This window comes from Streptomyces sp. OZ13 (genome assembly GCF_052068155.1).
In the GTDB taxonomy this organism is placed as follows: Bacteria; Actinomycetota; Actinomycetes; order Streptomycetales; family Streptomycetaceae; genus Streptomyces.
In genome coordinates this window covers 628,857-653,850 of sequence record NZ_JBQHCZ010000003.1, presented here as the reverse complement: position 1 = coordinate 653,850, position 24,994 = coordinate 628,857, and the positions used below count along the sequence as shown (strand labels likewise).

Annotated in this window: 21 protein-coding genes; 12 read left to right on the top strand and 9 right to left on the bottom strand. The window is 72.0% G+C overall.

The genetic code is table 11. The annotated features are described in order from the left end of the window. Window positions 1–132: 132 nt before the first annotated feature. The 4 genes from ACTMTU_RS09920 to ACTMTU_RS09905 form a co-directional block, all read right to left on the bottom strand. Window positions 133–2,337 (bottom strand): heavy metal translocating P-type ATPase, encoded by a 2,205-nt coding sequence (locus tag ACTMTU_RS09920; protein WP_441263179.1) that lies wholly within the window; start codon window positions 2,335–2,337, stop codon window positions 133–135. A 145-nt stretch (window positions 2,338–2,482) separates the two neighbouring features. Then, on the bottom strand, window positions 2,483–2,806 hold the full coding sequence (locus tag ACTMTU_RS09915; protein WP_441263094.1) for a heavy-metal-associated domain-containing protein: 324 nt from the start codon (window positions 2,804–2,806) through the stop codon (window positions 2,483–2,485). Between the two features lie 245 nt (window positions 2,807–3,051). Continuing rightward, window positions 3,052–3,249, bottom strand: coding sequence for a helix-turn-helix transcriptional regulator (locus tag ACTMTU_RS09910; protein WP_037774626.1), 198 nt, complete (start codon window positions 3,247–3,249; stop codon window positions 3,052–3,054). A 211-nt stretch (window positions 3,250–3,460) separates the two neighbouring features. Beyond that, window positions 3,461–4,372, bottom strand: a complete 912-nt coding sequence (locus ACTMTU_RS09905; protein WP_441263093.1) for a sugar phosphate isomerase/epimerase family protein — start codon at window positions 4,370–4,372, stop codon at window positions 3,461–3,463. Window positions 4,373–4,503: 131 nt separating this feature from the next. On the opposite strand from ACTMTU_RS09905, the gene iolC reads away from it, so the two are divergent. Genes iolC through mmsA form a run of 5 tightly spaced genes read left to right on the top strand, consistent with a single transcriptional unit; the run spans window position 4,504 to window position 10,672 of the window. Next, on the top strand, window positions 4,504–5,562 hold the full coding sequence (iolC, locus tag ACTMTU_RS09900; protein WP_441263092.1) for a 5-dehydro-2-deoxygluconokinase: 1,059 nt from the start codon (window positions 4,504–4,506) through the stop codon (window positions 5,560–5,562). Further along, window positions 5,559–6,443 (top strand): Cgl0159 family (beta/alpha)8-fold protein, encoded by an 885-nt coding sequence (locus ACTMTU_RS09895; protein ID WP_441263091.1) that lies wholly within the window; start codon window positions 5,559–5,561, stop codon window positions 6,441–6,443. Before iolC ends, ACTMTU_RS09895 begins: the two co-directional genes overlap by 4 nt. A gap of 16 nt (window positions 6,444–6,459) precedes the next feature. Beyond that, window positions 6,460–7,284: a 5-deoxy-glucuronate isomerase gene (gene iolB / locus ACTMTU_RS09890; RefSeq protein WP_441263090.1), complete on the top strand. Its 825-nt coding sequence runs from the start codon at window positions 6,460–6,462 to the stop codon at window positions 7,282–7,284. Further along, complete coding sequence (iolD, locus tag ACTMTU_RS09885) at window positions 7,281–9,155, top strand: 3D-(3,5/4)-trihydroxycyclohexane-1,2-dione acylhydrolase (decyclizing) (RefSeq protein WP_441263089.1); 1,875 nt, start codon at window positions 7,281–7,283, stop codon at window positions 9,153–9,155. Before iolB ends, iolD begins: the two co-directional genes overlap by 4 nt. A gap of 14 nt (window positions 9,156–9,169) precedes the next feature. Then, window positions 9,170–10,672 carry a CoA-acylating methylmalonate-semialdehyde dehydrogenase gene (gene mmsA / locus ACTMTU_RS09880; protein ID WP_441263088.1) on the top strand — a complete coding sequence of 501 codons (1,503 nt, stop codon included), beginning with the start codon at window positions 9,170–9,172 and terminating at the stop codon, window positions 10,670–10,672. Between the two features lie 44 nt (window positions 10,673–10,716). Here mmsA and ACTMTU_RS09875 read toward each other — a convergent pair whose 3' ends face one another. After that, window positions 10,717–11,013: a hypothetical protein gene (locus ACTMTU_RS09875; protein ID WP_441263087.1), complete on the bottom strand. Its 297-nt coding sequence runs from the start codon at window positions 11,011–11,013 to the stop codon at window positions 10,717–10,719. 157 nt (window positions 11,014–11,170) lie between these two features. On the opposite strand from ACTMTU_RS09875, the gene ACTMTU_RS09870 reads away from it, so the two are divergent. Next, window positions 11,171–11,776, top strand: a complete 606-nt coding sequence (locus tag ACTMTU_RS09870) for a DUF4291 domain-containing protein (protein WP_441263086.1) — start codon at window positions 11,171–11,173, stop codon at window positions 11,774–11,776. Here the strand turns inward: ACTMTU_RS09870 and ACTMTU_RS09865 are convergent. Continuing rightward, window positions 11,773–12,963, bottom strand: a complete 1,191-nt coding sequence (locus ACTMTU_RS09865; protein WP_441263085.1) for a S8 family peptidase — start codon at window positions 12,961–12,963, stop codon at window positions 11,773–11,775. The two genes, ACTMTU_RS09870 and ACTMTU_RS09865, sit on opposite strands and share 4 nt — an antisense overlap. 355 nt (window positions 12,964–13,318) lie before the next feature. Here ACTMTU_RS09865 and ACTMTU_RS09860 point away from each other — a divergent pair, with 355 nt between their 5' ends. The 4 genes from ACTMTU_RS09860 to ACTMTU_RS09845 all read left to right on the top strand — a co-directional run bounded on the left by ACTMTU_RS09860 (window position 13,319) and on the right by ACTMTU_RS09845 (window position 19,405). Beyond that, the gene (locus tag ACTMTU_RS09860) at window positions 13,319–16,087 is read left to right on the top strand and encodes an alpha/beta fold hydrolase (protein ID WP_441263084.1); all 2,769 of its coding nucleotides are present in this window, start codon (window positions 13,319–13,321) and stop codon (window positions 16,085–16,087) included. Then, on the top strand, window positions 16,084–16,971 hold the full coding sequence (locus ACTMTU_RS09855; RefSeq protein ID WP_441263083.1) for an ABC transporter permease: 888 nt from the start codon (window positions 16,084–16,086) through the stop codon (window positions 16,969–16,971). Before ACTMTU_RS09860 ends, ACTMTU_RS09855 begins: the two co-directional genes overlap by 4 nt. 137 nt (window positions 16,972–17,108) lie before the next feature. Next, complete coding sequence (locus ACTMTU_RS09850) at window positions 17,109–18,719, top strand: YfbK domain-containing protein (protein WP_441263082.1); 1,611 nt, start codon at window positions 17,109–17,111, stop codon at window positions 18,717–18,719. Between the two features lie 218 nt (window positions 18,720–18,937). Then, complete coding sequence (locus ACTMTU_RS09845) at window positions 18,938–19,405, top strand: anthrone oxygenase family protein (protein WP_441263081.1); 468 nt, start codon at window positions 18,938–18,940, stop codon at window positions 19,403–19,405. A 67-nt stretch (window positions 19,406–19,472) separates the two neighbouring features. Here ACTMTU_RS09845 and ACTMTU_RS09840 read toward each other — a convergent pair whose 3' ends face one another. Further along, window positions 19,473–19,973, bottom strand: coding sequence for a nitroreductase family deazaflavin-dependent oxidoreductase (locus ACTMTU_RS09840; protein WP_441263080.1), 501 nt, complete (start codon window positions 19,971–19,973; stop codon window positions 19,473–19,475). A gap of 307 nt (window positions 19,974–20,280) precedes the next feature. Between ACTMTU_RS09840 and ACTMTU_RS09835 the strand changes: the two genes are divergently transcribed. Both ACTMTU_RS09835 and ACTMTU_RS09830 read left to right on the top strand, forming a co-directional pair. Beyond that, complete coding sequence (locus ACTMTU_RS09835; RefSeq protein ID WP_441263178.1) at window positions 20,281–21,285, top strand: PP2C family protein-serine/threonine phosphatase; 1,005 nt, start codon at window positions 20,281–20,283, stop codon at window positions 21,283–21,285. Window positions 21,286–21,444: 159 nt separating this feature from the next. Continuing rightward, window positions 21,445–21,945, top strand: coding sequence for a MarR family winged helix-turn-helix transcriptional regulator (locus tag ACTMTU_RS09830; protein ID WP_441263177.1), 501 nt, complete (start codon window positions 21,445–21,447; stop codon window positions 21,943–21,945). 219 nt (window positions 21,946–22,164) lie between these two features. Here the strand turns inward: ACTMTU_RS09830 and ACTMTU_RS09825 are convergent, their stop codons facing one another. Together ACTMTU_RS09825 and ACTMTU_RS09820 are read right to left on the bottom strand one after the other, a co-directional pair. Then, window positions 22,165–22,866 carry a DUF4142 domain-containing protein gene (locus ACTMTU_RS09825; protein WP_441263079.1) on the bottom strand — a complete coding sequence of 234 codons (702 nt, stop codon included), beginning with the start codon at window positions 22,864–22,866 and terminating at the stop codon, window positions 22,165–22,167. Between the two features lie 217 nt (window positions 22,867–23,083). Then, the gene (locus ACTMTU_RS09820; RefSeq protein WP_441263078.1) at window positions 23,084–24,991 is read right to left on the bottom strand and encodes a TerD family protein; all 1,908 of its coding nucleotides are present in this window, start codon (window positions 24,989–24,991) and stop codon (window positions 23,084–23,086) included. Window positions 24,992–24,994: the final 3 nt, after the last annotated feature.

Below are 24,994 nucleotides of genomic sequence, written 5' to 3'. Positions count from 1 at the left end.
CCAAGACATCCCATGAACGTCCCCCAAGACGTTCTCGGCATCGACCACTTAGACTCGCGACGAGCCTGAATGGTTACCCCTAAATATCTGTGATCTAGGTCTCGTTGTGAAGGTCTTGTGACCTGTTTGTAGTCACGAGAAGGAGCGCAGCCGCAGGCTGTTGAACACCACAAAGACGGACGAAAAGGCCATGGCAAAGCCTGCGATCATGGGGTTGAGCAGGCCGGATGCCGCCAGCGGCAGTGCCGCCACGTTGTAGCCAAAGGCCCAGTAAAGATTGCCTTTGATCGTGGCCAGAGTCCGTCGTGCGAGACGGATCGCGTCAGCCGCGACACGGAGGTCACCCCTCACCAGAGTGAGGTCTCCCGCCTCGATGGCCACATCCGTCCCGGTGCCCATCGCGAGGCCCAGATCCGCCGTGGCCAGCGCTGCCGCGTCGTTCACGCCGTCGCCGACCATCGCGACGGTGCGGCCCCGCGCCTGAAGCCGTTCGACCAAGGACACCTTCTCCTCGGGCATGACCTCCGCGTACACCTCCTCCACGCCCACCTCGGCCGCCACCTTTTCGGCCACGGCCCTGGTGTCGCCGGTCAGCAGTACGGGGGTGAGGCCGAGGGCCCGCAGCTCTCGTACGGCCTCGGCGCTGGTGTCCTTGACCGCGTCGGCGACGGTGAGGACGCCGAGGGCCTTGCCGTCCCGCGCGGCGAACACGGCCGTGCGGCCGCTGTCGCCGGCCGCCGTGCGCAGGAGCTCCTGGGGCAGCTCGACCCCGGCCTCCTCCAGCAGCCGTGCCCGGCCGGCCAGCACCTCGTGACCCTCGACCACGCCGCGCACCCCGAGGCCCGGCACGTTCACGAAGTCCTCGGCGGCGGGCAGCCGGCCCTCGACGCGTGCCGCCGCGCCCTCGGCCACCGCCCGCGCGACGGGATGCTCGGAGGCCTGCTCCAGAGCGCCGGCGAGGCGCAGCAGTTCCGTGGCGTCGGCGGTTTCCGCCGGATGCACACCCTGAAGGGTCATCCGGCCCGTCGTGACGGTCCCGGTCTTGTCCAGGACCACTGTGTCGACCCTGCGGGTCGACTCCAGCACCTCGGGTCCCTTGATCAGAATCCCCAGCTGCGCGCCCCGCCCGGTGCCGACCATCAGCGCCGTCGGTGTGGCGAGCCCCAGGGCGCACGGACAGGCGATGATCAGCACCGCCACGGCGGCGGTGAAGGCGGCCGTCGTGTCACCGGTCGCCCCCAGCCATCCGCCGAGTGTGGCGGCGGCGATCAGCAGGACGACGGGTACGAAGACCGCCGAGATCCGGTCGGCCAGCCGCTGCACCTGCGCCTTGCCGTTCTGGGCGTCCTCGACGAGCTTCGCCATCCGGGCGAGCCGGGTGTCCGCGCCGACGGAGGTGGCCTCGACGACGAGGCGGCCGGCGGTGTTGAGGGTCGCGCCGGTGACCGGTTCGCCCGGCCACACGTCGACAGGTACCGACTCGCCGCTGAGCATCGAGGCGTCGACGGCGGAGGCGCCCTCCACGACGATGCCGTCCGTGGCGATCTTCTCCCCGGGCCGCACGACGAACCGGTCCCCGACGGCGAGCCGGTCGACCGGTACGCGTACCTCCGTGCCGTCCCGCAGGACGGCGACGTCCTTGGCGCCCATGTCCATCAGCGCCCGCAGAGCGGCGCCCGACTGCCGCTTCGAGCGGGCCTCGAGGTAGCGGCCGAGCAGGATGAAGACGGTCACGCCGGCGGCGACCTCGAGATAGATCGCAGACGCGCCGTCCGTGCGGCCGACTGTGAGGTCGAAGCCGTGGCGCATCCCGGGCATGCCCGCGGTGCCGAAGAACAGCGCCCACAGCGACCAGCCGAAGGCGGCCAGCGTGCCGGTGGACACCAGGGTGTCCATCGTGGCGGCGCCGTGGCGCAGATTGGTCCACGCGGCGCGGTGGAAGGGCAGGGCGCCCCAGACCACCACGGGCGCGGCGAGTGTCAGTGAGAGCCACTGCCAGTTGTCGAACTGAAGGGGGGCGATCATCGACATCAGCACGACCGGCGCGGCGAGCAGCGCGGAGACCACGAGCCGTCGCCGCAGGGCGTCCTGCGCGGTGGCGGGGCCGGTGCCGGGCTCCGGGCCGACGGGGTGCGCCGGATCCGGCGCGGGAGCGGGCGGCGGTGGCTCCTCGGCGGTGTAGCCGGTCTTCACCACGGTCGCGATCAGGTCCGCGACCTCCGTGCCCGCCGGGTAAGAGACGCGCGCCTTCTCCGTGGCGTAGTTGACCGTGGCGGTGACGCCGTCCATGCGGTTCAGCTTCTTCTCGACGCGAGCCGCACAGGACGCACAGGTCATGCCGCCGATGGTGAGCTCTACCTCGGATGTTTCCACGCTCAGGACTCCACGCGCTCGGCCGGGCCGTTACCCCACCAGTATCCGGCCCGGCCGGGGACCGATGGCGTGCGGCCCGGCCGTGACGGCGCCGGGGAGGCGGTGAGGCTCAGGCCCCGCCCACCAGCTCGTAGCCGGCCTCGTCGACGGCGGCGCGAACGGCGGCCTCGTCCAGCGGGGCCTTGGAGACCACGGTGACCCGGCCGGTGGCGGCGACGGCCGTCACGGAGCTGACGCCGGGGATCTCGGAGATCTCACTGCTGACGGCGCCTTCACAGTGGCCGCAGGTCATGCCGGTCACCTGGTAGACGGTGGTGATGCCGTCGGCCTGCGCCTCCGCTGCGGAGTCGTGGCAGGACCCGGTGGACGAGCAGCAGGAGCCGGTCGCCGCGGTGTCCTCGATCTCGAAGCCGGCCTTCGTCTCGGCGGTCATGGAGTTCTCCGTTTCGGTGGTTCGACGCACGCGCGGGTGCGTGCGTACGGACATGGTGCCCCGGAGGGTGCGGCGGATGTCGCAACCCCCGGCGTCATGACATCACTATACCCCTAGGGGGTATGGATGCGGTAGCGCCGCGCTGTGGAGGACGGTTCGGTTTCCGCGGAAGTGCGTGTTCGGTGGCACGGGAGCGGCCCCGCACCGTCACCGGTGCGGGGCCGAGTTCTCGTGCCGGGTGCCTCTCACTCCCTGCGGCCTCTGTTCCCGGGCCGGTTGGCCACCCAGCGGCGGACCGTGTCCGCGTACCAGTACGGCTTTCCGGCCTCCACGTGGTCGGGCGGCGGCAGCAGGCCGTGCTTGCGGTACGAGCGGACGGTGTCCGGCTGCACCTTGATGTGCGCGGCGATGTCCTTGTAGGACCAGAGCCTTCTGTCCGTCATGTGGGGCACCTCCCTGCGTGCGCAGCAGAGGCGGTCGGTATGCCGTCGGGGGAGCTGCCGCGCGGACGCTGGCGATCACTGAGCCTGTGCCCGTTGAACGACGTGGAGTGGCGGAGAGAGTGCGGCTGTTGACGGTCTGTGACGTAGGGCGCGCGTAATCGAGACATGTGTGATGCGACGGCGACAACAGTGACAGATGTGATGCGGAGTTTCAGACGCCGCAGGAGCGGAGGAAACCGCGCGTGCGTTCGGCGATCGGGAACGGTTTGTCCGGCGGGCACGGGTACATGTCCTGCTCGACGATGGCGAACAGGTCGACGCCCAGCGACTGCGCGGCGGCCAGTACCGGTTCGAGGGCGGGCACCCCGGCGGGCGGCTCGCACATCACCCCACGTCCCACCGCGGGTCCGAAGGGCACCTCCTCGGCGACCACTTGGGCGAGGACCGCCGGATCCACCTGCTTGAGATGGAGGTAGCCGATCCGCTCCCCGTAGGTCTCGATGAGCTTGACGCTGTCGCCGCCGCAGTAGGCGTAGTGGCCGGTGTCCAGGCAGAGCGAGACCCGGTCGGGGTCGGTGGCGTCGAGGAAACGCGTGACGTTCTCCTCGGTGTCGATATGGGTGTCCGCGTGGGGGTGGACGACGATCCGCAGGTCGTAGCGCTCACGCACCTCGTGGCCCAGTCGCTCGGTCTGGGCCGTCAGGTCGCGCCACTGCTCCGGGGTGAGCGTGCGGTCCTCGAGCACTCGGCCCGTCTTGTCGTCGCGCCAGAAGGACGGGATCACGACCAGATGCGAAGCGCCCATCGCCTGTGTGAGGGCCGCGATGTCGGACACATGGGCCCATGTCTCGTCCCACACGGCCGGACCGCGGTGGAGCCCCGTGAAGACGGTCCCCGCCGAGACCTTGAGGCCGCGCCGCCGGGTCTCCTCGGCCAGTCGGGCCGGGTCGGTCGGCAGATAGCCGTAAGGGCCGAGCTCGATCCACTCGTAACCAGCGTCGGCCACCTCGTCCAGGAAGCGCTGCCAGGGGACCTGACGGGGATCGTCGGGGAACCACACCCCCCAGGAGTCGGGGGCCGAGCCGACCCGGATGCGGTTCAGGGCGGGGACGGATGAGGTCATGGCGGCCAGCTTTCCGGCCGCCGGAGAAAGGTGTCAAGGCTTGGTCCGAATGTAAGGACAAAATGTTGACAGGGTTCGCGGGAGAGGGCTAGACCTGAGTCACGCCGGCGGTTCGAACCGAAGGGACGCGCATGCCTCAGCCGTATGACGTGATCGCGATGGGCCGGATCGGGGTCGACCTCTATCCGCTGCGCGCCGGGGTCCCGCTGGCGCAGGTCGACACGTTCGGCAAGTTCCTCGGCGGTTCGGCGGCGAACGTCGCCGTCGCCGCGGCCAGGCTGGGCCGGCGGACCGCGCTGATCACCCGGACCGGGCAGGACGCCTTCGGTGAGTACCTGCACCAGGCGCTGCGGGAGTTCGGCGTGGACGACCGCTGGGTCACACCCGTGGACGCGTACCCGACGCCGGTCACCTTCTGCGAGATCTTCCCGCCGGACCACTTCCCCCTCTACTTCTACCGACAGCCGAAGGCCCCCGATCTGGAGATCCGCACAGGCGAGTTGGACCTGGAGCGGATCCGTGACGCACGGGTCTTCTGGGTGACCGGTACGGGGCTGTGCGCGGAGCCCAGCCGGTCGGCCACGCTCGCCGCGCTGGCGCACCGGGCCCGCGCGGGGACGACCGTGTTCGACCTCGACTGGCGGCCCATGTTCTGGCAGGACCCGGACGAGGCGCGGCCCTACTACGCGAGGGCTCTCGCCCACGCCACCGTCGCCGTCGGCAATCTCGAGGAGTGCGAGGTCGCCACCGGCGAGCACGAGCCGCTCGCCGCCGCACGCGCGCTGCTCGCCGCCGGCGTCGAACTCGCGGTCGTCAAGCAGGGCCCCAAAGGCGTGCTCGCACTGCACCGCGACGGCACCCTGGCCGAGGTCCCGCCCGTGCCGGTCGACGTCGTCAACGGCCTCGGCGCAGGTGACGCGTTCGGCGGGGCACTGTGCCACGGGCTGCTCGCAGGCCAGGAGTTGGAGCAGACGATGCGGTACGCCAACGCGGCAGGGGCGATCGTCGCGTCCCGGCTCGCCTGCTCGACGGCGATGCCGTACGCGCGGGAGGTGGAGACCGTCCTCGCGGGCGGCCCGCCACCGCCTGACCCCAGCCCGCCCCCGGCCCCGCCGGGCACGGCCCCGTCCCCGTCCGCTCCGGGCACGACCCCGCCGAAGGCCGCCCGGGCCGAGGCGGAGCCGTCGTGAGCCGGGTCGACATCGCCGAGCTCGTCGGCATCCGCACCCGCCACCCGGAAGCGGTTGCCGAAGCGGCCGTCCGCAGACGGCGTCGGCCCGCGCTCCTCGGCGACAACGGACGGCTGATGATCATCGCCGCCGACCATCCCGCCCGCGGAGCACTCACCGTCGGCGACCGCCCCCTCGCCATGGCCAACCGCCTCGACCTGCTGGAGCGTCTCTGCCTCGCGCTGTCCCGGCCCGGCGTCGACGGCGTCCTCGCCACCGCCGACATCCTCGACGACCTCCTCCTTCTCGGCGCCCTCGACGACAAGGTCGTCATGGGCTCCATGAACCGCGGAGGACTGGCCGGCGCCGCCTTCGAACTCGACGACAGATTCACCGGGCACCGCGCGCGCGACCTCGAACGGCTCGGCTTCGACGCGGGCAAGCTGCTGCTCCGCATCGACTACGACGACCCGGCCTCCCTCGACACACTGGACGCGGCCGCCCGCGCCGTCGACGAGATGGCCGAGCGTCGGCTTCCCGTCTTCATAGAGCCGTTCATCTGTCACCGCACCGACGGCCGGCTCCGCAACGATCTCAGCGCCGAGGCCGTCACCCTGTCCATCGCCATCGCCTCCGGGCTGGCCGGCACCTCCGCGTACAGCTGGCTCAAGGTGCCCGTCACCGACGACCCCGACGACATGCGGACGGTGCTGGAGACCTCCACCCTGCCGGCGGTGCTGCTCGGCGGTGAGATAGGCGACGACCAGGACGGCGCGTACGAGAAATGGCGCGGCGCGCTGCAACTGCCCACGGTGCAGGGACTGGTGGTGGGCCGATCACTGCTCTATCCGGTCGACGGCGACGTGGCGGGCGCGGTCGACACGGCCGTCGGACTGCTCTAGGGGGTACGCAGAAGGCATGGACGACAACATCAAGCAGCAGGGTCTCCACGTCCCGGCCGACAGCGCCGCGAGCGCGCCGTACGCCCTGAGCATCGGACCCGACGAGGCGGGCTGGGAGTACTCCGCCCTCCGGGTGCTCGAGCTTCCGCCGGGCGGGTCGCATCTGTTGACCGCCGGCGACAGCGAGTGGATCGTGCTGCCGCTCACCGGCGGTTGCACCGTGCACACGCAAGGCGAGATCTTTGAACTGCAGGGGCGGGAAAGCGTGTTCGGCGGAGTGAGCGACTTCGCCTATGTGCCGCGAGACGCCCATGCCCAGATCGCCTCCGGCGCGGGAGGCCGCTTCGCCCTGGCAGGAGCGAGGTGCGAGCGCCGACTCCCCGCTCGCTACGGCCCCGCGCCGGAGGTACCCGTCGAGGCCCGCGGCAGCGGCAGTCAGGCCCGCGAGGTCCACAACTTCGCCGCGGCGGACACCTTCGCATGCGACCGCCTGATCGCCGTGGAAGTGCTCACCCCGGGCGGCAACTGGTCCTCCTACCCGCCGCACAAGCACGACGAGCACCGGCCGGGAGAGGAGAGCGAACTCGAGGAGATCTACTACTTCGAGATCGACCGCGGCGGCCTCGGCTACCAGCGCGTCTCCCCGTCCCGTCCCGGCGGCGCCGACCTCCTCGCCGAGGTACGCACCGGCGACGCCGTCCTCGTGCCCGACGGCTGGCACGGCCCGTCCATCGCGGAACCGGGCCACACCATGTACTACCTCAATGTGATGGCGGGCCCCGGCGACGACCGCCAGTGGCTGATCCGCTTCCACCCCGACCGCTCGGAGGGCTACCGGTGACCACCCGACGGCTGACCACCGCCCAGGCCCTCGTCGCGTTCCTCGCCCGCCAGTACACCGAGCGCGACGGCCGCCGCCACCGGCTCATCGGCGCCACCTGGGGCATCTTCGGACACGGGAACGTGGCGGGCGTCGGCCAGGCGCTGCTCGAGAGCCACCAGGACATGCCCTATCTCCAGGGCCGCAACGAACAGGCCATGGTCCACGCGGCCGTCGGCCACGCCCGCCAGTCGCGCCGGCTCTCCGCGCAGGCCGTCACCACGTCCATCGGCCCCGGCGCCACCAACCTGGTCACCGGTGCCGCGCTGGCCACGATCAACCACCTCCCCGTCCTGCTGCTCCCCGGCGACACCTTCGCCACCCGGCCCGCCGACCCGGTCCTCCAGCAGCTCGAATTGCCCTACGCCGGCGACGTGTCGGTCAACGACTGCCTGCGTCCCGTCTCCCGCTGGTTCGACCGCATCGTCCGCCCGGAGGCGCTGGTGCCCGCCGCGCTCCAGGCCGTGCGGGTCCTGACCGACCCGGCGCAGACCGGCGCGGTCACGCTCGCGCTTCCTCAGGACGTGCAGGCGGAGGCGTACGACTGGCCCGAGGAGTTCTTCGCCGAGCGGACGTGGCGGATCCGCCGGCCGCGCCCCGACGCGGAGGCACTGGCGCAGGCGGCGGCCGCCGTGCGCTCCGCCCGCCGGCCGCTGCTCGTCGCGGGCGGCGGCGTGCACCACTCGGAGGCGGAGGAGGCGCTGCGGGCGTTCGCCGACGCGACCGGCATCCCGGTCGCCTCGACCCAGGCGGGCAAGGGATCGCTGCCGTACGACCACCCGTGCGACATCGGCGGCATCGGTCACACCGGCACCGCCACGGCCGACGACCTGGCCCGCACCGCGGACCTGGTGATCGGCGTCGGCACGCGCTGGTCCGACTTCACCACGGCTTCCTCGACGCTGTTCCGTCATGAGACGGTCCACTTCGTCAACCTCAACATCACCGCATTCGACGCCCACAAGATGGCCGGCCTCTCGGTCGTCGCCGACGCGCGCGCCGGCCTCGAGGAACTCACCGCGGCGCTCGGCGACCACCGCGTCGACGCCGAACACCGGGCGCGCTACACAGCGGCGAAGGCGGCCTGGGAGGAGCGGGTCACCGCGGCCTTCACCGCCCCCGACGCCGACGCCGCCCCCACCCAGGCACAGGTCCTCGGCGCGCTCGACGCCCTGGTGACCGGCGACGACATCCTCATCAACGCGGCCGGCTCCCTCCCTGGCGACCTGCACAAACTGTGGCGCAGCCGGTCCGCCGACCAGTACCACGTCGAATACGGCTACTCCTGCATGGGCTACGAGATCCCCGCCGCCATCGGCGTCGCCATGGCGGCACCCGGCCGGCCCGTGTGGGCGCTCGTCGGCGACGGCACGTACCTCATGAACCCGACCGAGATCGTGACCGCCGTCCAGGAGGGCGTCCCCATCCGGATGGTCATCCTCCAGAACCACGGATACGCCTCCATCGGCGGCCTCTCCGAGTCCGTCGGGGCGGAGCGCTACGGCACCGCCTACCGTCACCGGGCCGCCGACGGGTCCTTCACCGGCCCGCCGCTGCCCGTCGATCTCGCCGCCAACGCCGAGTCCCTCGGGATGCGGGTGATCCGCGCGCGCAGCGTGCGTGACCTGCGTGAAGCTTTGGCCGAGGCCCGCGCGGCCGACGTGCCCACATGTGTCTACGTGGAGACCGGAACGGCAGACACTGTGTCGGGCCCGCCCGGCGCACAGGCGTGGTGGGATGTTCCTGTGGCCGAGACCGCGACCCGCCCGTCGGCGGTGAAGGCCCGTGAGGAGTACGACCGGCAGGCCGCCGCCCGACGCCGCCATCTCTGAAGGAGCTTTTCGTCATGACGAAGACCGTCAACCACTGGATCGGTGGCAAGACCGTCGAAGGTGCGTCGGGGAACTGGGGCCCGGTCACGGACCCGGCGACGGGAGCCGTCACCACCCGTGTCGCCCTCGCCTCCGCCGACGAGGTCGGCACGGCCGTGGCCGCGGCCCGCGAGGCGTACACGACGTGGGGCACCTCGTCGCTGGCCCAGCGCACCGCGGTCCTCTTCCGCTACCGCGCCCTGCTCGACGCGCGCCGCGACGACATCGCTGCCCTGATCACCGCCGAGCACGGCAAGGTGCACTCCGACGCGCTCGGCGAGGTGGCCCGCGGCCTCGAGATCGTGGAGCTGGCCTGCGGCATCACCACCCAGCTCAAGGGCGAGCTGTCGACCCAGGTGTCCAGCCGGGTCGACGTGTCCTCGATCCGCCAGCCCCTCGGCGTCGTCGCCGGCATCACCCCCTTCAACTTCCCGGCGATGGTGCCGATGTGGATGTTCCCGCTGGCCGTTGCCTGCGGAAACACCTTCGTCCTCAAGCCGAGCGAGAAGGACCCCTCGGCCGCCAACCTGCTCGCCGAGCTGGCGGCGGAGGCCGGTCTGCCCGACGGCGTGCTGAACGTCGTGCACGGTGACAAGGTGGCCGTCGACGCGCTGCTCGCGCACCCGGACGTGGCCGCGGTCTCGTTCGTCGGCTCCACCCCCATCGCGCGCTACATCCACACCACCGCCTCCGCCAACGGCAAGCGCGTCCAGGCGCTGGGCGGTGCCAAGAACCACATGCTCGTGCTGCCGGACGCCGACCTCGACGCCGCCGCGGACGCCGCGGTGTCGGCGGCATACGGCTCGGCGGGCGAGCGCTGCATGGCGATCTCCGCGGTCGTCGCCGTCGGCGCGATCGGTGACGAACTGGTGGACAAGATCCGCGAGCGGGCCGAGAAGATCAAGATCGGTCCGGGCGACGACCCGACCTCCGAGATGGGCCCGCTGATCACGGCCGCCCACCGCGACAAGGTCGCCTCCTATGTCACGGGCGCGGCCGCCCAGGGCGCGGAGGTCGTCCTCGACGGCACCGGATACACGGTCGACGGCTACGAGGACGGCCACTGGATCGGGCTGTCCCTGCTCGACAAGGTCTCCACGGACTCCGACGCCTACCGCGACGAGATCTTCGGCCCGGTGCTCTGCGTTCTGCGCGCGGAGACCTACGAGGACGGCGTGGCGCTGATCAACGCCTCGCCGTTCGGCAACGGCACCGCGATCTTCACCCGCGACGGCGGCGCGGCCCGCCGCTTCCAGCTGGAGATCGAGGCCGGCATGGTCGGCGTGAACGTGCCGATCCCCGTGCCGGTGGGCTACCACTCCTTCGGTGGCTGGAAGGACTCGCTCTTCGGCGACCACCACATCTACGGCAACGACGGCGTGCACTTCTACACCCGTGGCAAGGTCGTCACCACTCGCTGGCCCGACCCGGCGGACGCCCCGGCGGGTGTGGACCTGGGCTTCCCGCGCAACCACTGACACGCGTGCGACGCGGCCCGTGCGGATCCCGCGCGGGCCGCGTCTCAGTACCGGTCGTCCAACGCCAGGACGACGGCCCGCAGTTCACGCGCGGGGCGACGGGGAAGGGCCAGCACGGCGCCCTCGAGCATGTCGCGGGCGCGGAGGGGATCACCGCAGCAGAGCCACTCGGTGCAGCCGCTCTCGTCGTCCTGCCACAGTCGCCGGTCGGGCCGGCCGACGAAGCCCCGCCACAGCGCGAGGGACTCGCCGACGGCGCCGGTCCACAGATAGTTGCGGGTCTCCTCGATGCGCACGATCTCGTACAGCGTGCGCCGCGAGACGCCCGAGATCGGCCGCACCCGGTTCTTCCGGCACCGCTCCCGCACCCGTAGCTCGGCACGAACGTGCCCCGGCCGCCTACGCGGCATGACCTCCGAAGGTGTTCATGTTCATGGGCGTGAGCCTAAGGCGTAATCCGTTGGCCCGGCAAAGGGGTTCGGGCGCACGCTGGGCACCATGACCGACGAACCCCGCTACCGCATACGCGCCCGGTACACCGACGACACCGTCACCGTCTACCAGGCGTACCACCCCGCCATCGGCGTGCCCGCCGCCCGCGACGGGCGGTTCCCGGCGGCGTGGAAGCGGGAGCGGATGACGTGGATCAAGCCGTCGTTCCTGTGGATGATGTACCGCTGCGGCTGGGCGACCAAGGCCGATCAGGAGACCGTGCTCGCCGTCGAGATCCGGCGGGACGGCTTCGAATGGGCGCTGCGCAACGCCTGCCTGTCGCACTGTCAGGCCGGTGTGCACGAAAGCCGGGCGGCGTGGAAGCGGGAGCTGCGGCGGGCGCCGGCGCGTGTGCAGTGGGACCCGGAGCGGGATCTCGGGCTGAACGCGCTGCCCCATCGGTCGCTGCAGCTGGGACTCGGCGGCGAGGCGGCAGGCCGCTACGCGGACGAGTGGACGGTGGGCATCACCGACGTGACCCCGCTCGCCCACGAGGCGCACCGGCTTGTGCGCGAAGGGGACCGGGAGGGGGCGGCACTGCTGCTGCCCGAGGAACGGCCGTATCCGGCGGACACGGGGCTCCTCGGGCATCTGGTGCCCTCCGCGGGCTAGAACAGCGAGTGGAGCAGCTTGTTCGGGGAACCGGTCAGCGGGCTCTGGACCTTGCCCGTCGTCGCGTTGTTCACCAGGGCGTCCCGGACCTGCGCCGGGGTGGCCGTCGGGTTGGCCGAGAGGTAGAGAGCGGCCACGCCCGCGGTGTGCGGGGTCGCCATCGACGTGCCCGAGATGGTGCTGGTGGCGGTGTCGCTGTCCTTCCAGGCCGAGGTGATGTCCACGCCGGGCGCGAACAGGTCGAGGCACGTTCCGTAGTTGGAGAACGATGCCCTGCGGTCGGAGCTGTCCGTCGCGCCGACCGTGATCGCCTCGGGGACGCGGGCGGGGGAGTAGTTGCACGCGTTCGCCGGGATGCCCAGGATCGGCAGGCCGTTGCCCGCCGCGACGGAGTAGCTGACGCCGGAGGCGATCGACTTCTTCACCGCGTCGTCCAGCGACGCGCTCGCGCTGCCGCCGAGGCTCATGTTGGCCACGGCCGGCTTCTTGGCGTTGGCGGTCACCCAGTCGATGCCGGCGATGACGCCGGCGGTGGTGCCGGAGCCCTGGCAGTCGAGGACGCGTACGGCGATGAGGTTGACGCTCTTGGCGACCCCGTAGTTCTTGCCGCCGACCGTGCCGGCGACGTGGGTGCCGTGTCCCTGACAGTCCTGGCCGTTCTGGCCGCCGCCCACCGTGTCCGTGCCGACGCTCGCGCGCCCGCCGAACTCGCTGTGGGAGGTCCGGATGCCGGTGTCGATGATGTAGGCGTTCACGTTCGACGCCGGGGTGTTGTAGGTGTACGTCTTCGACAGCGGCAGGTTCCGCTGGTCGATGCGGTCGATGCCCCATGTGGCGTTCGGCTGCGTGTCGTTCAGCCGGACCGTGGAGTTCTGCTCGACGTAGGCGACCCGGGGGTCGGCCGCGAGCGCCTTGGCCTTCGAGGCGGGCATCGCGGCGGAGAAGCCCGACAGGACGTTGTTGTAGGTGTGTTTCGGTGCGACGCCGAGGTCGGCGGCGCGGGTCGTGCCGTCCTTGAGGACGACGATCCAGCTGTTGTCGACGGCAGTTGCAGTGGGAGCGAGACGAAGATCGCCGATGGACGCGCTGTGCGCGGTGGGGGATACGGCGAACTGGAGACCGGTCGCGGCGGCGGCGGCTGATATCAGCGCCCCGGCGCGACGGGCAGTTGCTCTCATCTCGTGCACCTGACCTTTCGTTGACCGGTTGTTACGGGCAAGTACGGGCGTGCATGGTGCCAGGACGTGCGGTTGCGAGAGCCAGGGTCCCGTGGTGTGACCTACGACACAAGAGCGCGACTGATGAGTAACTGGCCGGATAAATACCCCTTCTGAAAGGGGTTCAGTACGTGTGGATCTTGTGTGCCCGTCGTCACGAGTCCGGAATGTCCGGTGTGCGGGGTCGCCGCCGTTCCCGGCCCCACAGGCCCGCGCCGTACCGCGTCCGGTGTACGAAGACGGCAGCGCGTACTACTTCAGGAGGCGCACCGGTTCCACCCGGCGGCAGCCGACGACGGACCGCCGTGCGCTTAGGGTTTCCACCATGGAGATCCGACTTCCCCGGCCGCGGGGCCGATGGTTCGCGGGCGTCGTCGCCTTCGCCGTGCTCGCCGGCGCCGGCACGTGGACCGCCGTCGCCGACGACGCAGCGCCCGCCGTGCACCGCGAGGACCGGGTGCACAGCATGCCCGGAGCGAAGATCGACACCTCGTACTTCACCAGCGGCGGCGACGAGCGACGGCCCGCCGTCCTGCTCGGGCACGGCTTCGGCGGCAGCAAGGAGGACGTCCGCGCACAGGCCGAAAAGCTGGCCCGCGACGGGTACGCCGTACTGACCTGGTCGGCCCGCGGCTTCGGCCGCTCCACCGGGCAGATCGGGCTCAACGACCCCGACCGCGAGGTCAAGGACGTCTCCCGGCTGATCGACTGGCTGGCGAAGCGGCCGGAGGTGACGCTGGACGCCGACGGCGACCCGCGCGTCGGCATGAGCGGCTCCTCGTACGGCGGCGCGATCTCCCTGCTCGGCGCCGCCCACGACCGCCGGGTCGACGCGATCGCACCCCAGATCACCTACTGGAACCTCGCGGACGCCCTGTTCCCCGACGGCGTCTTCAAGAAGCTGTGGGCCGGGATCTTCTTCTCCACCGGCTCCGCCGCCTCCCTGGACACGGCGCCCGGAAGCGGCCAGGTCCGGCCCGACACCCCCGAGGAGCCGCCCGCGGGCGAGGCCCCGGCCGGCCGGGACCAGGCAGCCGACGCACCCGGCGGGGCCGCCACCCCCGCCCCCGCGAACCCGGCCGGATGCGGACCCTTCGAGCCGACTCTGTGCGCGATGTACGAGCGGGTCGCCGTGGCGGGCCGGCCCGACGCGGAGGCGCGCGAGCTCCTCGAGAGCCGCAGCCCCTCCGCGGTCGGCGACCGCATCAAAACGCCCGCGCTGATCGTGCAAGGTCAGTCCGACTCGCTGTTCCCGCTCTCGCACGCCGACACCATGGCGAAGACGATCCGTGCCAACGGCGCACCCGTCGCCGTCGACTGGATCGCCGGCGGCCACGACGGCGGCGACCGGGAGACCGGCCGCGTCGAGGGCCGCATCGGCGACTGGTTCGACCGGTACCTGAAGCAGGACAAGAGCGTGGACACCGGTCCCGCCTTCCGCGTCAGCCGCACCGGCGGTGTCGACTCCACCGACGGCCAGGCGCTGCTGCGCGGAGCGACCGGCCCCGCCTACCCCGGCCTGACAGACGGCACCCGGCAGTTCGCGCTCACCGGCCGCGAGCAGCGGTTCTCCAACCCGGCGGGCGGCACCCCGCCCGCCATCTCCGCCGTCCCCGGCCTCAGCGGCGGCGCCGGCGCGCTGTCCTCCCTGGGCGTCGGACTGTCCCTCGACTTCCCCGGCCAGTTCGCGAGCTTCGCGTCGAAGCCGCTCGACACATCCGTCCGGATCACCGGTTCGCCCACGGTCCGGGTGAAGGTGGCCTCGGACAGCGGCGAGGCCGTCCTGTTCGGCAAGGTCTACGACGTCGGACCGGACGGCAGGCAGCAGGTGCTGCCCTCTCAGCTCGTCGCCCCCGTACGGGTCGACGACGCGAAAGCCGGCAAGGAGGTCCGGCTGACCCTGCCGGCCGTCGACCACGAGGTCGACGCCGGGCACCGGCTGCGTCTCGTGCTGTCGGCGACCGACCTCGGCTACGCGTCCCCGGCCGCCCCCGCCACCTACACCGTCTCCCTCGCCGGGGATCTCACGGTGCCCACCGCGCCCGCCGTGAAGACGCAGGCGGCCGGCCTGCCGTGGTGGGTGTGGGCGATGCCCGCCGCGGGCGCGGTGGTGGCAGCGGCGCTGCTGCTCACCGCCCGCCGCCGCGCCCTCGCACCGCCCCCCGACGCGGAACGCGCCGACGTGCCGCTGGAGATCACCGGCCTGTCCAAGAAGTACTCCCGCTCCGCCGACCGGTACGCCGTGCGGGACCTGTCCTTCCGCGTCGAGAAGGGCCAGGTGCTCGGCCTCCTCGGCCCCAACGGCGCCGGCAAGACCACCACGCTGCGGATGCTCATGGGCCTGATCCGGCCCGACGAGGGCGAGATCAGGGTCTTCGGCCACGCGATCAGGCCGGGCGCGCCCGTCCTCTCCCGTGTCGGCGCGTTCGTCGAGGGTGCCGGATTCCTGCCGCACCTGTCGGGGCGCGACAACCTGGAGCTGTACTGGCAGGCCACCGGCCGGCCCGCGGCCGACGCGCACATCGAGGAGGCACTGGAGATCGCCGGCCTCGGCGACGCCCTGGCCCGCGCGGTGCGCACCTACTCCCAGGGCATGCGCCAGCGGCTCGCCATCGCGCAGGCCATGCTCGGCATGCCGGATCTGCTCATCCTCGACGAGCCGACCAACGGGCTCGACCCGCCGCAGATCCGCGAGATGCGGGACGTGATGATCCGCTACGCCGAGGGCGGACGGACCGTCATCGTCTCCAGCCACCTCCTCTCCGAGGTGGAGCAGTCCTGCACCCACCTGGTGGTCATGGACCGCGGCCGGCTCGTGCAGGCCGGGCCGGTGGCGGAGATCACCGGCGAGAGCGACACCCTGCTCGTCACCGTCGACGGCGAGGTGCCGGAGCCGCTCGTCGAGAAGATCGCCGCTCTGCCCGGGATCGGTTCCGCGGTCCGCGCGGGCGACGGACTGCTCGTACGGCTCGACGGAGCGACCGCCACCGAGATGATCACCGAACTGGTGCGCCTGGACGTGCCCCTGACGGGCGTGGGCCCGCACCGCCGCCTGGAGGACGCGTTCCTCACCCTGATCGGAGGTTCCGCATGAGCGCGCCCGTGGAGACCGGCACGACGAGGCCCGTGCCCGTCGGGTCCGCGCCCGGCTACCGTGCCCGCCGCACGCTGCCGCTGCGGGTCGAGGCGATGCGGCAGCTGAAGCGACGGCGGACGCTGGTGATGGCCGGGGTGCTGGGCGCGCTGCCGCTCGTCCTGATCGCGGCCTTCGCGATCGGCGGCACACCGGACGGCCGGGACAACGGCCGGATCACGCTGATGGACACCGCCACGGCGTCCGGCGCGAACTTCGCTGCCACCTGCCTGTTCGTGTCGGCCGGCTTCCTTCTCGTGGTGCCGGTGGCGCTGTTCCACGGCGACACCGTCGCGTCCGAGGCCAACTGGTCGTCCCTGCGCTATCTGCTGGCCGCACCGGTACCGCGCACCAGACTGCTGTGGTCCAAGCTGGCCGTGGCGCTGGGCTTCAGCGCGGCGGCGATGGTGCTGCTGCCGCTGGTGGGCCTGGTCTCCGGGACCGTCGCCTACGGCTGGGGACCGCTGGAGCTGCCCACCGGCGGATCGCTGGCGGCCGCCGACACGCTGGCGCGGATCGGCCTGGTCGTGGCGTTCGTGTTCGTCTCCCAACTGGTGACCGCCGGGCTGGCGTTCTGGCTCTCCACGAAGACCGACGCCCCGCTGGGCGCGGTCGGCGGAGCCGTGGGCCTGACCATCGTCGGCAATGTGCTCGACGCCGTCACCGCACTGGGCGGCTGGCGCGAAGTCCTCCCCGCACACTGGCAGTTCGCCTGGATCGACGCCCTTCAGCCGCAGCTGGAGTGGAGCGGCATGCTCAAGGGCTCCGCCGTCTCCCTCACGTACGCGCTGGTCCTGTTCGCGCTCGCGTTCCGCAACTTCGCCCGCAAGGACATCGTCTCGTAGGGGCGATACGGGGCGCAGCGGGCAAAAGGCCCGGCCCGTTGCCGCATTGAGACTCTTCCGCAACTCTGCCGACTGCTCCCGCCGGCGCTCTCGGACGTCACATTCACAAGTGCCGACGAACACGAGGGGGAGTCCGGATGACATTCCGAACAGCGACGCGTACGAGGTTGGGCAAGGCGGTCGTGGCGGCCGCCCTGGCCGGCGGTGTGCTCCTCACCGCGGGCTGCAGCGGCTCGGAGAACCTGGCGACCGACTCCTCCGAGGGGTACGCGCCGGCGCCGGACGGCGCGCCGGCTCCCCTCGTACCGGACGGCGGCAAGGGCGGGCCGGACCGTGACACGCCGGGTGAGGAGAAGCGGGACATCGCGCCGCCCGCCGACTACCTCTCGACATTCGCGCTCGACGTGGACACCGCCTCGTACGACTACGCGCGCCGCCTGCTCAAGGAGGGCGGGGCGCCGGGCCGGCACCAGGTCCGGCCAGAGGAGTTCATCAACAGCTTCCGGCAGGACTATCCCCGGCCCAAGGGCGACGGGTTCACCGTGACGGTCGACGGCGCCCGGCCGGGCGGCGGCGCCGGCGGCGGTGAGGGCGAGATCAAGCCGCAGACCCAGGACGCCGAGGGGTACGAGGACGGCAACTGGTCCCTGGTCCGTGTGGGGCTCGCCACCCGGCCGGTCGGCCGTGAGGCCGACCGGCCCCCCGCCGCGCTCACCTTCGTGATCGACATCTCCGGCTCCATGGCGGAGCCCGGCCGGCTCGACCTCGTGAAGAAGTCGCTCGGAACCCTCACCGACCAGCTGCGTGACGACGACTCCATCGCCGTCGTCACTTTCAGCGACGAGGCGGAGACCCGGCTGCCCATGACCCGCCTCGACGGCAACCGCGACCGCATCCGCTCCGTCGTCGACGAGCTGGAGCCGACCGACTCCACCAACGTGGAGGCCGGCGTCACGACCGGCTACGACGAGGCCGTGGAGGGCCGCCGGAAGGGCGCCACCAACCGTGTGGTGCTGCTGTCCGACGCCCTCGCCAACACCGGCGAGACGGAGGCGGAGGCGATCCTCGAGCGGATCGACGACGCCCGCCGCGAGCACGGCATCACCCTGTTCGGCGTCGGCGTCGGCAGCGACTACGGCGACGACCTCATGGAACGCCTCGCCGACAAGGGCGACGGGCACACCACGTACGTCTCCACCGACGAGGAGGCACGCAAGGTCTTCGTCGACGAGCTGCCCCGCCACGTCGAACTGCGCGCGCGGGACGCCAAGGCGCAGGTCGCGTTCGACCCGCAGACCGTCCAGCAGTTCCGGCTCATCGGCTACGAGAACCGGGAGGTCGCGGACGACGACTTCCGCAACGACCGGGTGGACGGCGGCGAGGTGGGCCCCGGCCACACCGTGACCGCGCTCTACGCGGTACGCCTGCGGGACGGCGCGCAGGGCCACGTCGCCACCGCGACCGTGCGCTGGCTCGACCCCAAGACCCGGGCGCCGCACGAGGAGAGCGGCACGGTGGAGACCGACGCGATCGACGGGGCCCTGTGGGACGCACCGTCGAAGCGGCTCCAGATCACGGCGGTCGCCGCGTACTTCGCCGAGTCGCTGCGCGGAGGCTCCGTGCCGGGCGCACCGGGCCTCGGCGCGCTGGAGGACCGGGCCCGGGCGCTCGCGAGGTCCACGGAGGACAGCGCCGTGGAGGAACTGGCCGACTCGATCGAGCAGGCGCAGCGGTCGGGGCGGTACTGACCTCCGGCGAGGGGGAGGGCGAGGCGGGCGGGGCGGCCCGGCGGTGCGGTCGGGGCGTGGCTCACGCCACCTGACCGGCCGTCGGACGCGCCCCGCTCGCGGACGGTTGGCGAGCGGTTCGAGGATGGTTGGAGACCCGGGGGAAACCGGCCTCCAACCACCGCACGCCGTCCGAAAACACGGCGCGCCGCCCTCCGCGTCAGGCCATCATGAACGGCATGGCCACCCTTCTCCTCGCCCTTGCCGTCGTGTCCACCGGTCTGTACGCCGGCTTCTTCGTGATCTTCCAGACGGGCATCATGCCCGCGCTCGCGACCCTGTCCGACGAACAGTTCGTGCCCGCCATGCGCCGCATCAACGAGAAGGTGCCACGAGGCACGTTCATGCTGGCCTTCCTCGGAAGTCTGGGATTCCCCGTCGCGGCGCTTTTCGTCCCCGTCGACGGCCGCACCGCCACCGACCGCTGGCTGGTCATCGCCGCCCTCGTCTGCGCGTTCGTCGGCCACGTCATCACCAGCGCCGGGAACGTCCCGCTGAACAACGCCCTCGCGTCGGCCGAGAACTCGCCGCGGCCCGCCCGCGAGGTCCGGGCCGCTTTCGAGGGCAAGTGGAACGCCCTGCATCTGGTGCGCACCCTGTTCGCCCTCGCCGCGTTCGTGCTCATGGTGTGTGCGGCGACGCCTTGAGGCGTGCGACGCGGTGACTTGGCGCGACCTGTGACGCAGCGGGGCCCGGGGTGAGGCAGCGCGCCCGTCAGAAGCTGCCGGGCGCCGCCTCGAGCCGCAGGAACGGGATCGACTCGCCCGCCCGGCGGTAGCCGGCCTCGCTGCCGTCGACCTCGTACCCCATGAACCGGCAGAGCCACCGGGCGGCGAGCGGATGGCGGGGCGCGTAGCGGGCCATGAGCCGGCCGCCCTCCTCCGGTGTGACCGGCTGCGCCGTCACCGGGTAGTAGCGGCGGCCGACCTGGATGGTGGCCTGCGGGGTGTGGAGGAGGTTGCGGTACCACTGGGCCCGGGGTCCGAAGCCCGATGCCACCGTCCACCATCCGCCGGCCCGGTCGGATTCCACCACCTCGACGACCGTCTTGCGGGTCAGCCCCGACGTACGGCCGGTGTGGATCAGCAACAGCAGGCGCCGCCCGAACAGGGGTCCGAGGCCGATCCGGTAGAGGTGGACCGGCAGCCTGGCCACGAAGCGTGTGACACCGGTGGGGAGCGGGGGACGCTGCGGCGCGCGGTGCGGAGACGTCACGTTCCTGCCTCTCGTGAGCGGTGCGGGGGCTTGGCGGCGATCCGGGGGCTGAGAGTTCTCTGAGAGCGGCTTCGATTCGGTAACGGGGGCGGACCGGGACGATTCGACTGTGCAACCTTTGCATAGTCTAAAAGTGAATGGCGAGGCCGACGGGGGCGACCGCGCCGCTCTTCCGCGCGCCCGGCTGCCGCGTGGCCGTGCCGTCGACGGAGACCGTTTCCCCGCCAGCCGATCAACCGCGGAGTCCGACTTGGCCGAGCAGATCCCGTCGCGCTCCCGACTGCTGTCCGCCCTCCCGTTCGTGGTGATGGGCATAGTCGCCCTGGTCGACGTGACAGCCGGGTCGAGCGTGGGGTTTCTGGCCCTCGTCTCGCTCGGTCCCGCCTTCGCCGGACTCGTCGGCGGATGGCGGCGTACGGCACTGATCGGCGTACTGTCGCTGGGCTTCTGCTTCGGCCTCGGGATCTACGACGGGGTGCTCGGCGAACGCCGCTGGTACTCCGCCATGGCCTCGGTCGCCGGGGTGACCGGAGCGGGTGTGGCGGCCGCGGTGATGCGGCAGCGACGCGAGGCCGAGCTCGCCAGCGTGCGTTCCATCGCGGAGGTCGCGCAGCGCGTGCTGCTGCGACCCGTGCCGCGAACGGCGGGCCATCTGCGGGTGGCCGTCTCCTACACCTCGGCGGTCGCGGAAGCCCGTATCGGCGGCGACCTCTACGAGGTGGTCACGTCACCGGGCGGCGTGCGGGTCATCGTCGGCGACGTGCAGGGCAAGGGGCTCGAGGCGGTCGAGACGGCGGCCGTCGTCCTCGGTGCCTTCCGGGAGGCGGCGCACGAGGAAGAGGACCTGGCAGGCGTCGGCGAGCGGCTGGAGAGGGCCCTCGAACGGGAGCTTCAGGGCGGGGAGAAGTTCGTCACCGCTGTGCTCGCGGAACTGGAGCCGGGCAAGGGGGTGACCCTGCTCAATTACGGCCATCCCGCGCCGATGGTGGTGCGGAGCGACGGAACGGTCTCCTTCGCGGAGCCGCCCAGACGTGCCCTGCCGCTCGGGCTCGGTCTCCATGGGACGTCCGCCCCGGAGCCGTTCACCGCCGACTTCGCGCCCGGCGACCAGATGTTCCTGTACACCGACGGGGTCACGGAGACCCGCGACCGGGCCGGCCGGTTCTACCCGCTCGGCGAGCGCGGCCATCTGCTGAGGACGCAGGACCCGGAGGCGGCGCTGGCGGAACTCCGCGCGGACCTGGAGCAGTACGCGCAGGCGCCGCCGCACGACGACGCCGCGATGCTGCTGATCCGCCACCGCCGGGAGTGACGGCGGCGGGGCGGGACGTCTGCGCGGCGGTCGACGACCGGGTGAGGGGCGGCGCCCGGCCAGGGCGCTGGATGCGAGGCCGCCGCACGGCACCCGGGCGGCGCGCGGTACAAAGAAGAAATGACCGAACCAGCGCACTCCTCGTACTCCTCGCGGGGGATGGACGACGTCGACGCCGTGACCCGCGCGGTGCTGACCGCGTCCCGGCTGCTCGTCGCCCTCTCGGCCCGCTCGCTCGCCGCGGTCGAGGACCGGGTGACGTTGCCGCAGTTCCGGCTGCTGGTCGTGCTGTCGCTGGAGGGGCCGGCCAAGCTGGTCGTCCTCGCCGACCGGCTCGGTGTGAACCCGTCGACGGCCATGCGCATGATGGACCGGCTGATCGCGGCGGGTCTGGCCGACCGGCAGGTCAACCCGGACAACCGACGCGAGACGGTGCTGCGGCTGACGACGGAGGGCCGGCGCATCGTCGAGGACGTCACGGCCCAGCGCCGTAAGGAGATCGCGGCCATCGTCGAACGGCTCGACCCGTCGCAGCGGGCCGCGCTCATCGGCGCCCTGGCCGCCTTCACGGAGGCCGGCGGCGAACCGGCGGTGCCCGAAGAGGACGGCGAGCTGTATCCGCTGGGCTGGTCGGACATGGGGCCTCGCCCCGGCCGCTGACGCCGCGAACGTCTGGCGGGGAGGACCCGGTCGACATCGCCGGCGTGCGGTGGTCGAGCTGCGTCACCGTGCCAGTGCCGCTCCCGGGCAGAGGCCGGCGAGCAGCCGGGTCCTCCACCACGAGAAGCATTGCACAGTGCAAGGGATTTTACTTCCCCTTGGCAGGACCGGGTCTTGGCACCGTCCGGGTCTGCCGGACCGGCCGAGGCGGAGCGCCGGTCACTTCGGCGCGACCGCCGTCTCCACCTCCGCGAAGGTGGCGGCGTCGACGAGCCCGGTGTCCTCGAGGACCTCCATGTGGTCCAGCACCGTCTGGTTCGCCTGACGGGCATGACGGCGGATCAGGTCGTTCTGCGTGGCGGCCCTGACCTCGGCGATCGTGGCGAAGATCTTGCCGTGCGAGGAACGCAGCAGGTTCGCGAAGAGCCGGTCGAACTCGGCGCCCTGGGCGTTCTCCAGCTGCGTCACGAAGCCCTGCTGCTCCTCGGTGGCCTCGTTGGGCAGCTGCACCCCGAGGATCTTGGCGTCCTCCCGCACGAGCTGGTCGAGCTTGCTGTGACCGTCGAGGAGATGCAGCCCGGCCCGTTTCACGGCCTCACTGGACGCGTGGGTCTGGGCCAGCCGTCCTGCGGGGATCTCCCAGAGTCCCGCCTGCCGCACCTTCACCAGGAACGTCCGGTCGACTTCGGTCACCTGCTGCGGACCCTGCGCCTCGGCGGCAGTCGCCCCCGAGAATCCGGCCCCCGCGTGACCGGCGCCGTGCTGGGCGGACCCGCCCGTCGCGGTGGTCCCCGCGGTCGCCTCCCCGCTGCCCGTCTGCAGCGACACGACCACCAGCGCGGCCGCGGCGACGGCAGCGGTGACCATGGCGACGACCCGCACGGAAACCTTGGAGCGTGCTGCACGTCGGTTCGAACGCATTGATGCCTCCCGGCTCGGCATTGAGAAAATGGCACATGACATTCGGGAGCTGTTGTGGCGGCTGGCACGGCACGCAGAGCTGAGTACGGACGCGCGAGCCGGGATGTTCAACGCGCGCCGTACGTAAGGGCCGTGCGGGGTGTGGCGGGAGGGCGGGGTCCGAGGTGTGTGGCGGGTCGAGGGGGCGCCCGGTGGCGCCCCTGTGGATCCGCCCGTGTCAGTCCGCGACTTCGACCCCGTATCCGCGGGCCAGCGCCGCCAGCCCGTGGTCGTAGCCCTGCCCCACGGCCCGGAAGCGCCACAACGGTCCGCGGCGGTAGAGCTCGGCGAGCAGCAGCGTCCGCTCCGTGGTGGCGGCGTCGAGGGCCGCCTGAGCGAGCGGAGCGGCGCTCCCGCCCGGGCCGGTGGTCACCTGCACGGCGCCGACGTCGCCGAACGTCGGCGTGCCGTCGATCGCCGCCGCGACGACGACCCGCCTGACCGCCGGCGGCAGCGCGCCGAGATCGGCGGTGACGGTCTGTTCCGTCGGACCGTCGGTCAGCAGCCGTACGGCTCCGTCCGGGCTTTCCGGCGCTCCGTAGAAGACGAAGTGCTCGTCGCAGGACACCTGGTCGTCCTCGTCGACGAGGAACGCGACGAGGTCGATCTCGCACGTCGTCTGCTGCGCCCATGTGGCGCTGACGCTCCACGGGGACCCGGCCCGGCGATCGGACAGATCGACGACGCCACCCCTCGGCAGCACTTGCGGTCCCGGCCGCCGCTCGCTCCAGGTGGGCACGGGGGCGACGACGGGCGCGTCCAGCCACGCTTCCTCGTACGCAGGGATCCGGAGCGTCGTGATCCGCCGCATCCGGCGGTCGGCCTCCGCACCGGCCAGCAGGACGACATCGGTGACACCGGAGGACAGGTTGATCGCCGCGGCGCCTCCGAGCTCGACGACACGGACACGAGCGGACGCCGCCTCGGGGTGTGTCCCGCCGAGCACCAGCACCCGCCGCCCGCGCAACGGCCTGGCCGGGTCGGCCGCCGGGGCGTCGGGGGCGGGCGCGTCGGGGGCGGGCGCGGTTGGCGCGGGCTCGCGGGGCGCGGGGACGGGCGAGGTGGTCACGGGCTCGCGGGCGGCGGGTGCGGGTGTGGCCAGTGCGGGAGCGGCGGGTGCGGAAGGGGTGGTCGCGGGGGCGGGAGCGGCTCCTGCCGACGTCTCGTGCGCCGTGCCCGGCCGCACATCCTCGAGCAGCCTCAGGAACTCCTGCTCGTCGATGACGGGCACACCCTCGGCGACGGCCCGCCGTGCCTTCGCCGAACCGGAGGACCGGTCGTTCGTGACCAGAACGCCGGTGTGCCGGCTGACGGAGCCCATCACATTGAGCCCGGCGGCCACGGCCCTGGCCGCCAACTCGGCGCGGGGCGTCGCCGTCGCGCCCGTGACAGCGATCTTCATGCCCTGCACGAGCGGTCCGCCCATCGCCATCCGGCCGGGATTACGGAAGGCGCAGGGGGTCTTCGGCGGGCTGGGAGTGAACCGCGCGTCCTGCCGGGGCGGACAGGCGACGAACGGCAGCGGCAGGTCCAGCCGCGCGGCCTCCTGGAGGGACGCGCGCAGCACGCCGGCCAGCACCCGCGTGTCGTCGAGGGCGTCGTGCGCCTGTAGTTGAGGCACGCCGTAGTGGGCAGCCAGTGTCCCGAGCCGTAGATCCGGCGTCGGCGGGTCGACCCGCCGGTTCAGCGCCAGGGTGCACAGCCGCCTGGCGACCGGCAGCAACACCCCGGCTCGGGCGAACTCGTGGGCGAGGAAGTCGTAGTCGAACTGCGCGTTGTGAGCGACGAGCACCCGGCCCTCGAGCATGCTCGCGATCCGCTGAGCGACCTCCTCGAAGGCCGGAGCACCGCGCAGCCGCTCGGCCGTCAGCCCATGGACGTGGACCGGGCCAGGGTCACATTCCGGATCCAGCAGCGTCGAGAACTCGGCAGTCTGTTCCCCGTCCGGCCCGACGGTCACCACCGCGACGGACAACACCCGGTCCCGCCGCGCAACGAGACCAGAGGTCTCCACGTCGACGAGCGCCCAATCGTGGGCGTATGCGGGCACGTTGGACAGATCGAGATCCGCGGCGGCGAGAGTCATGGC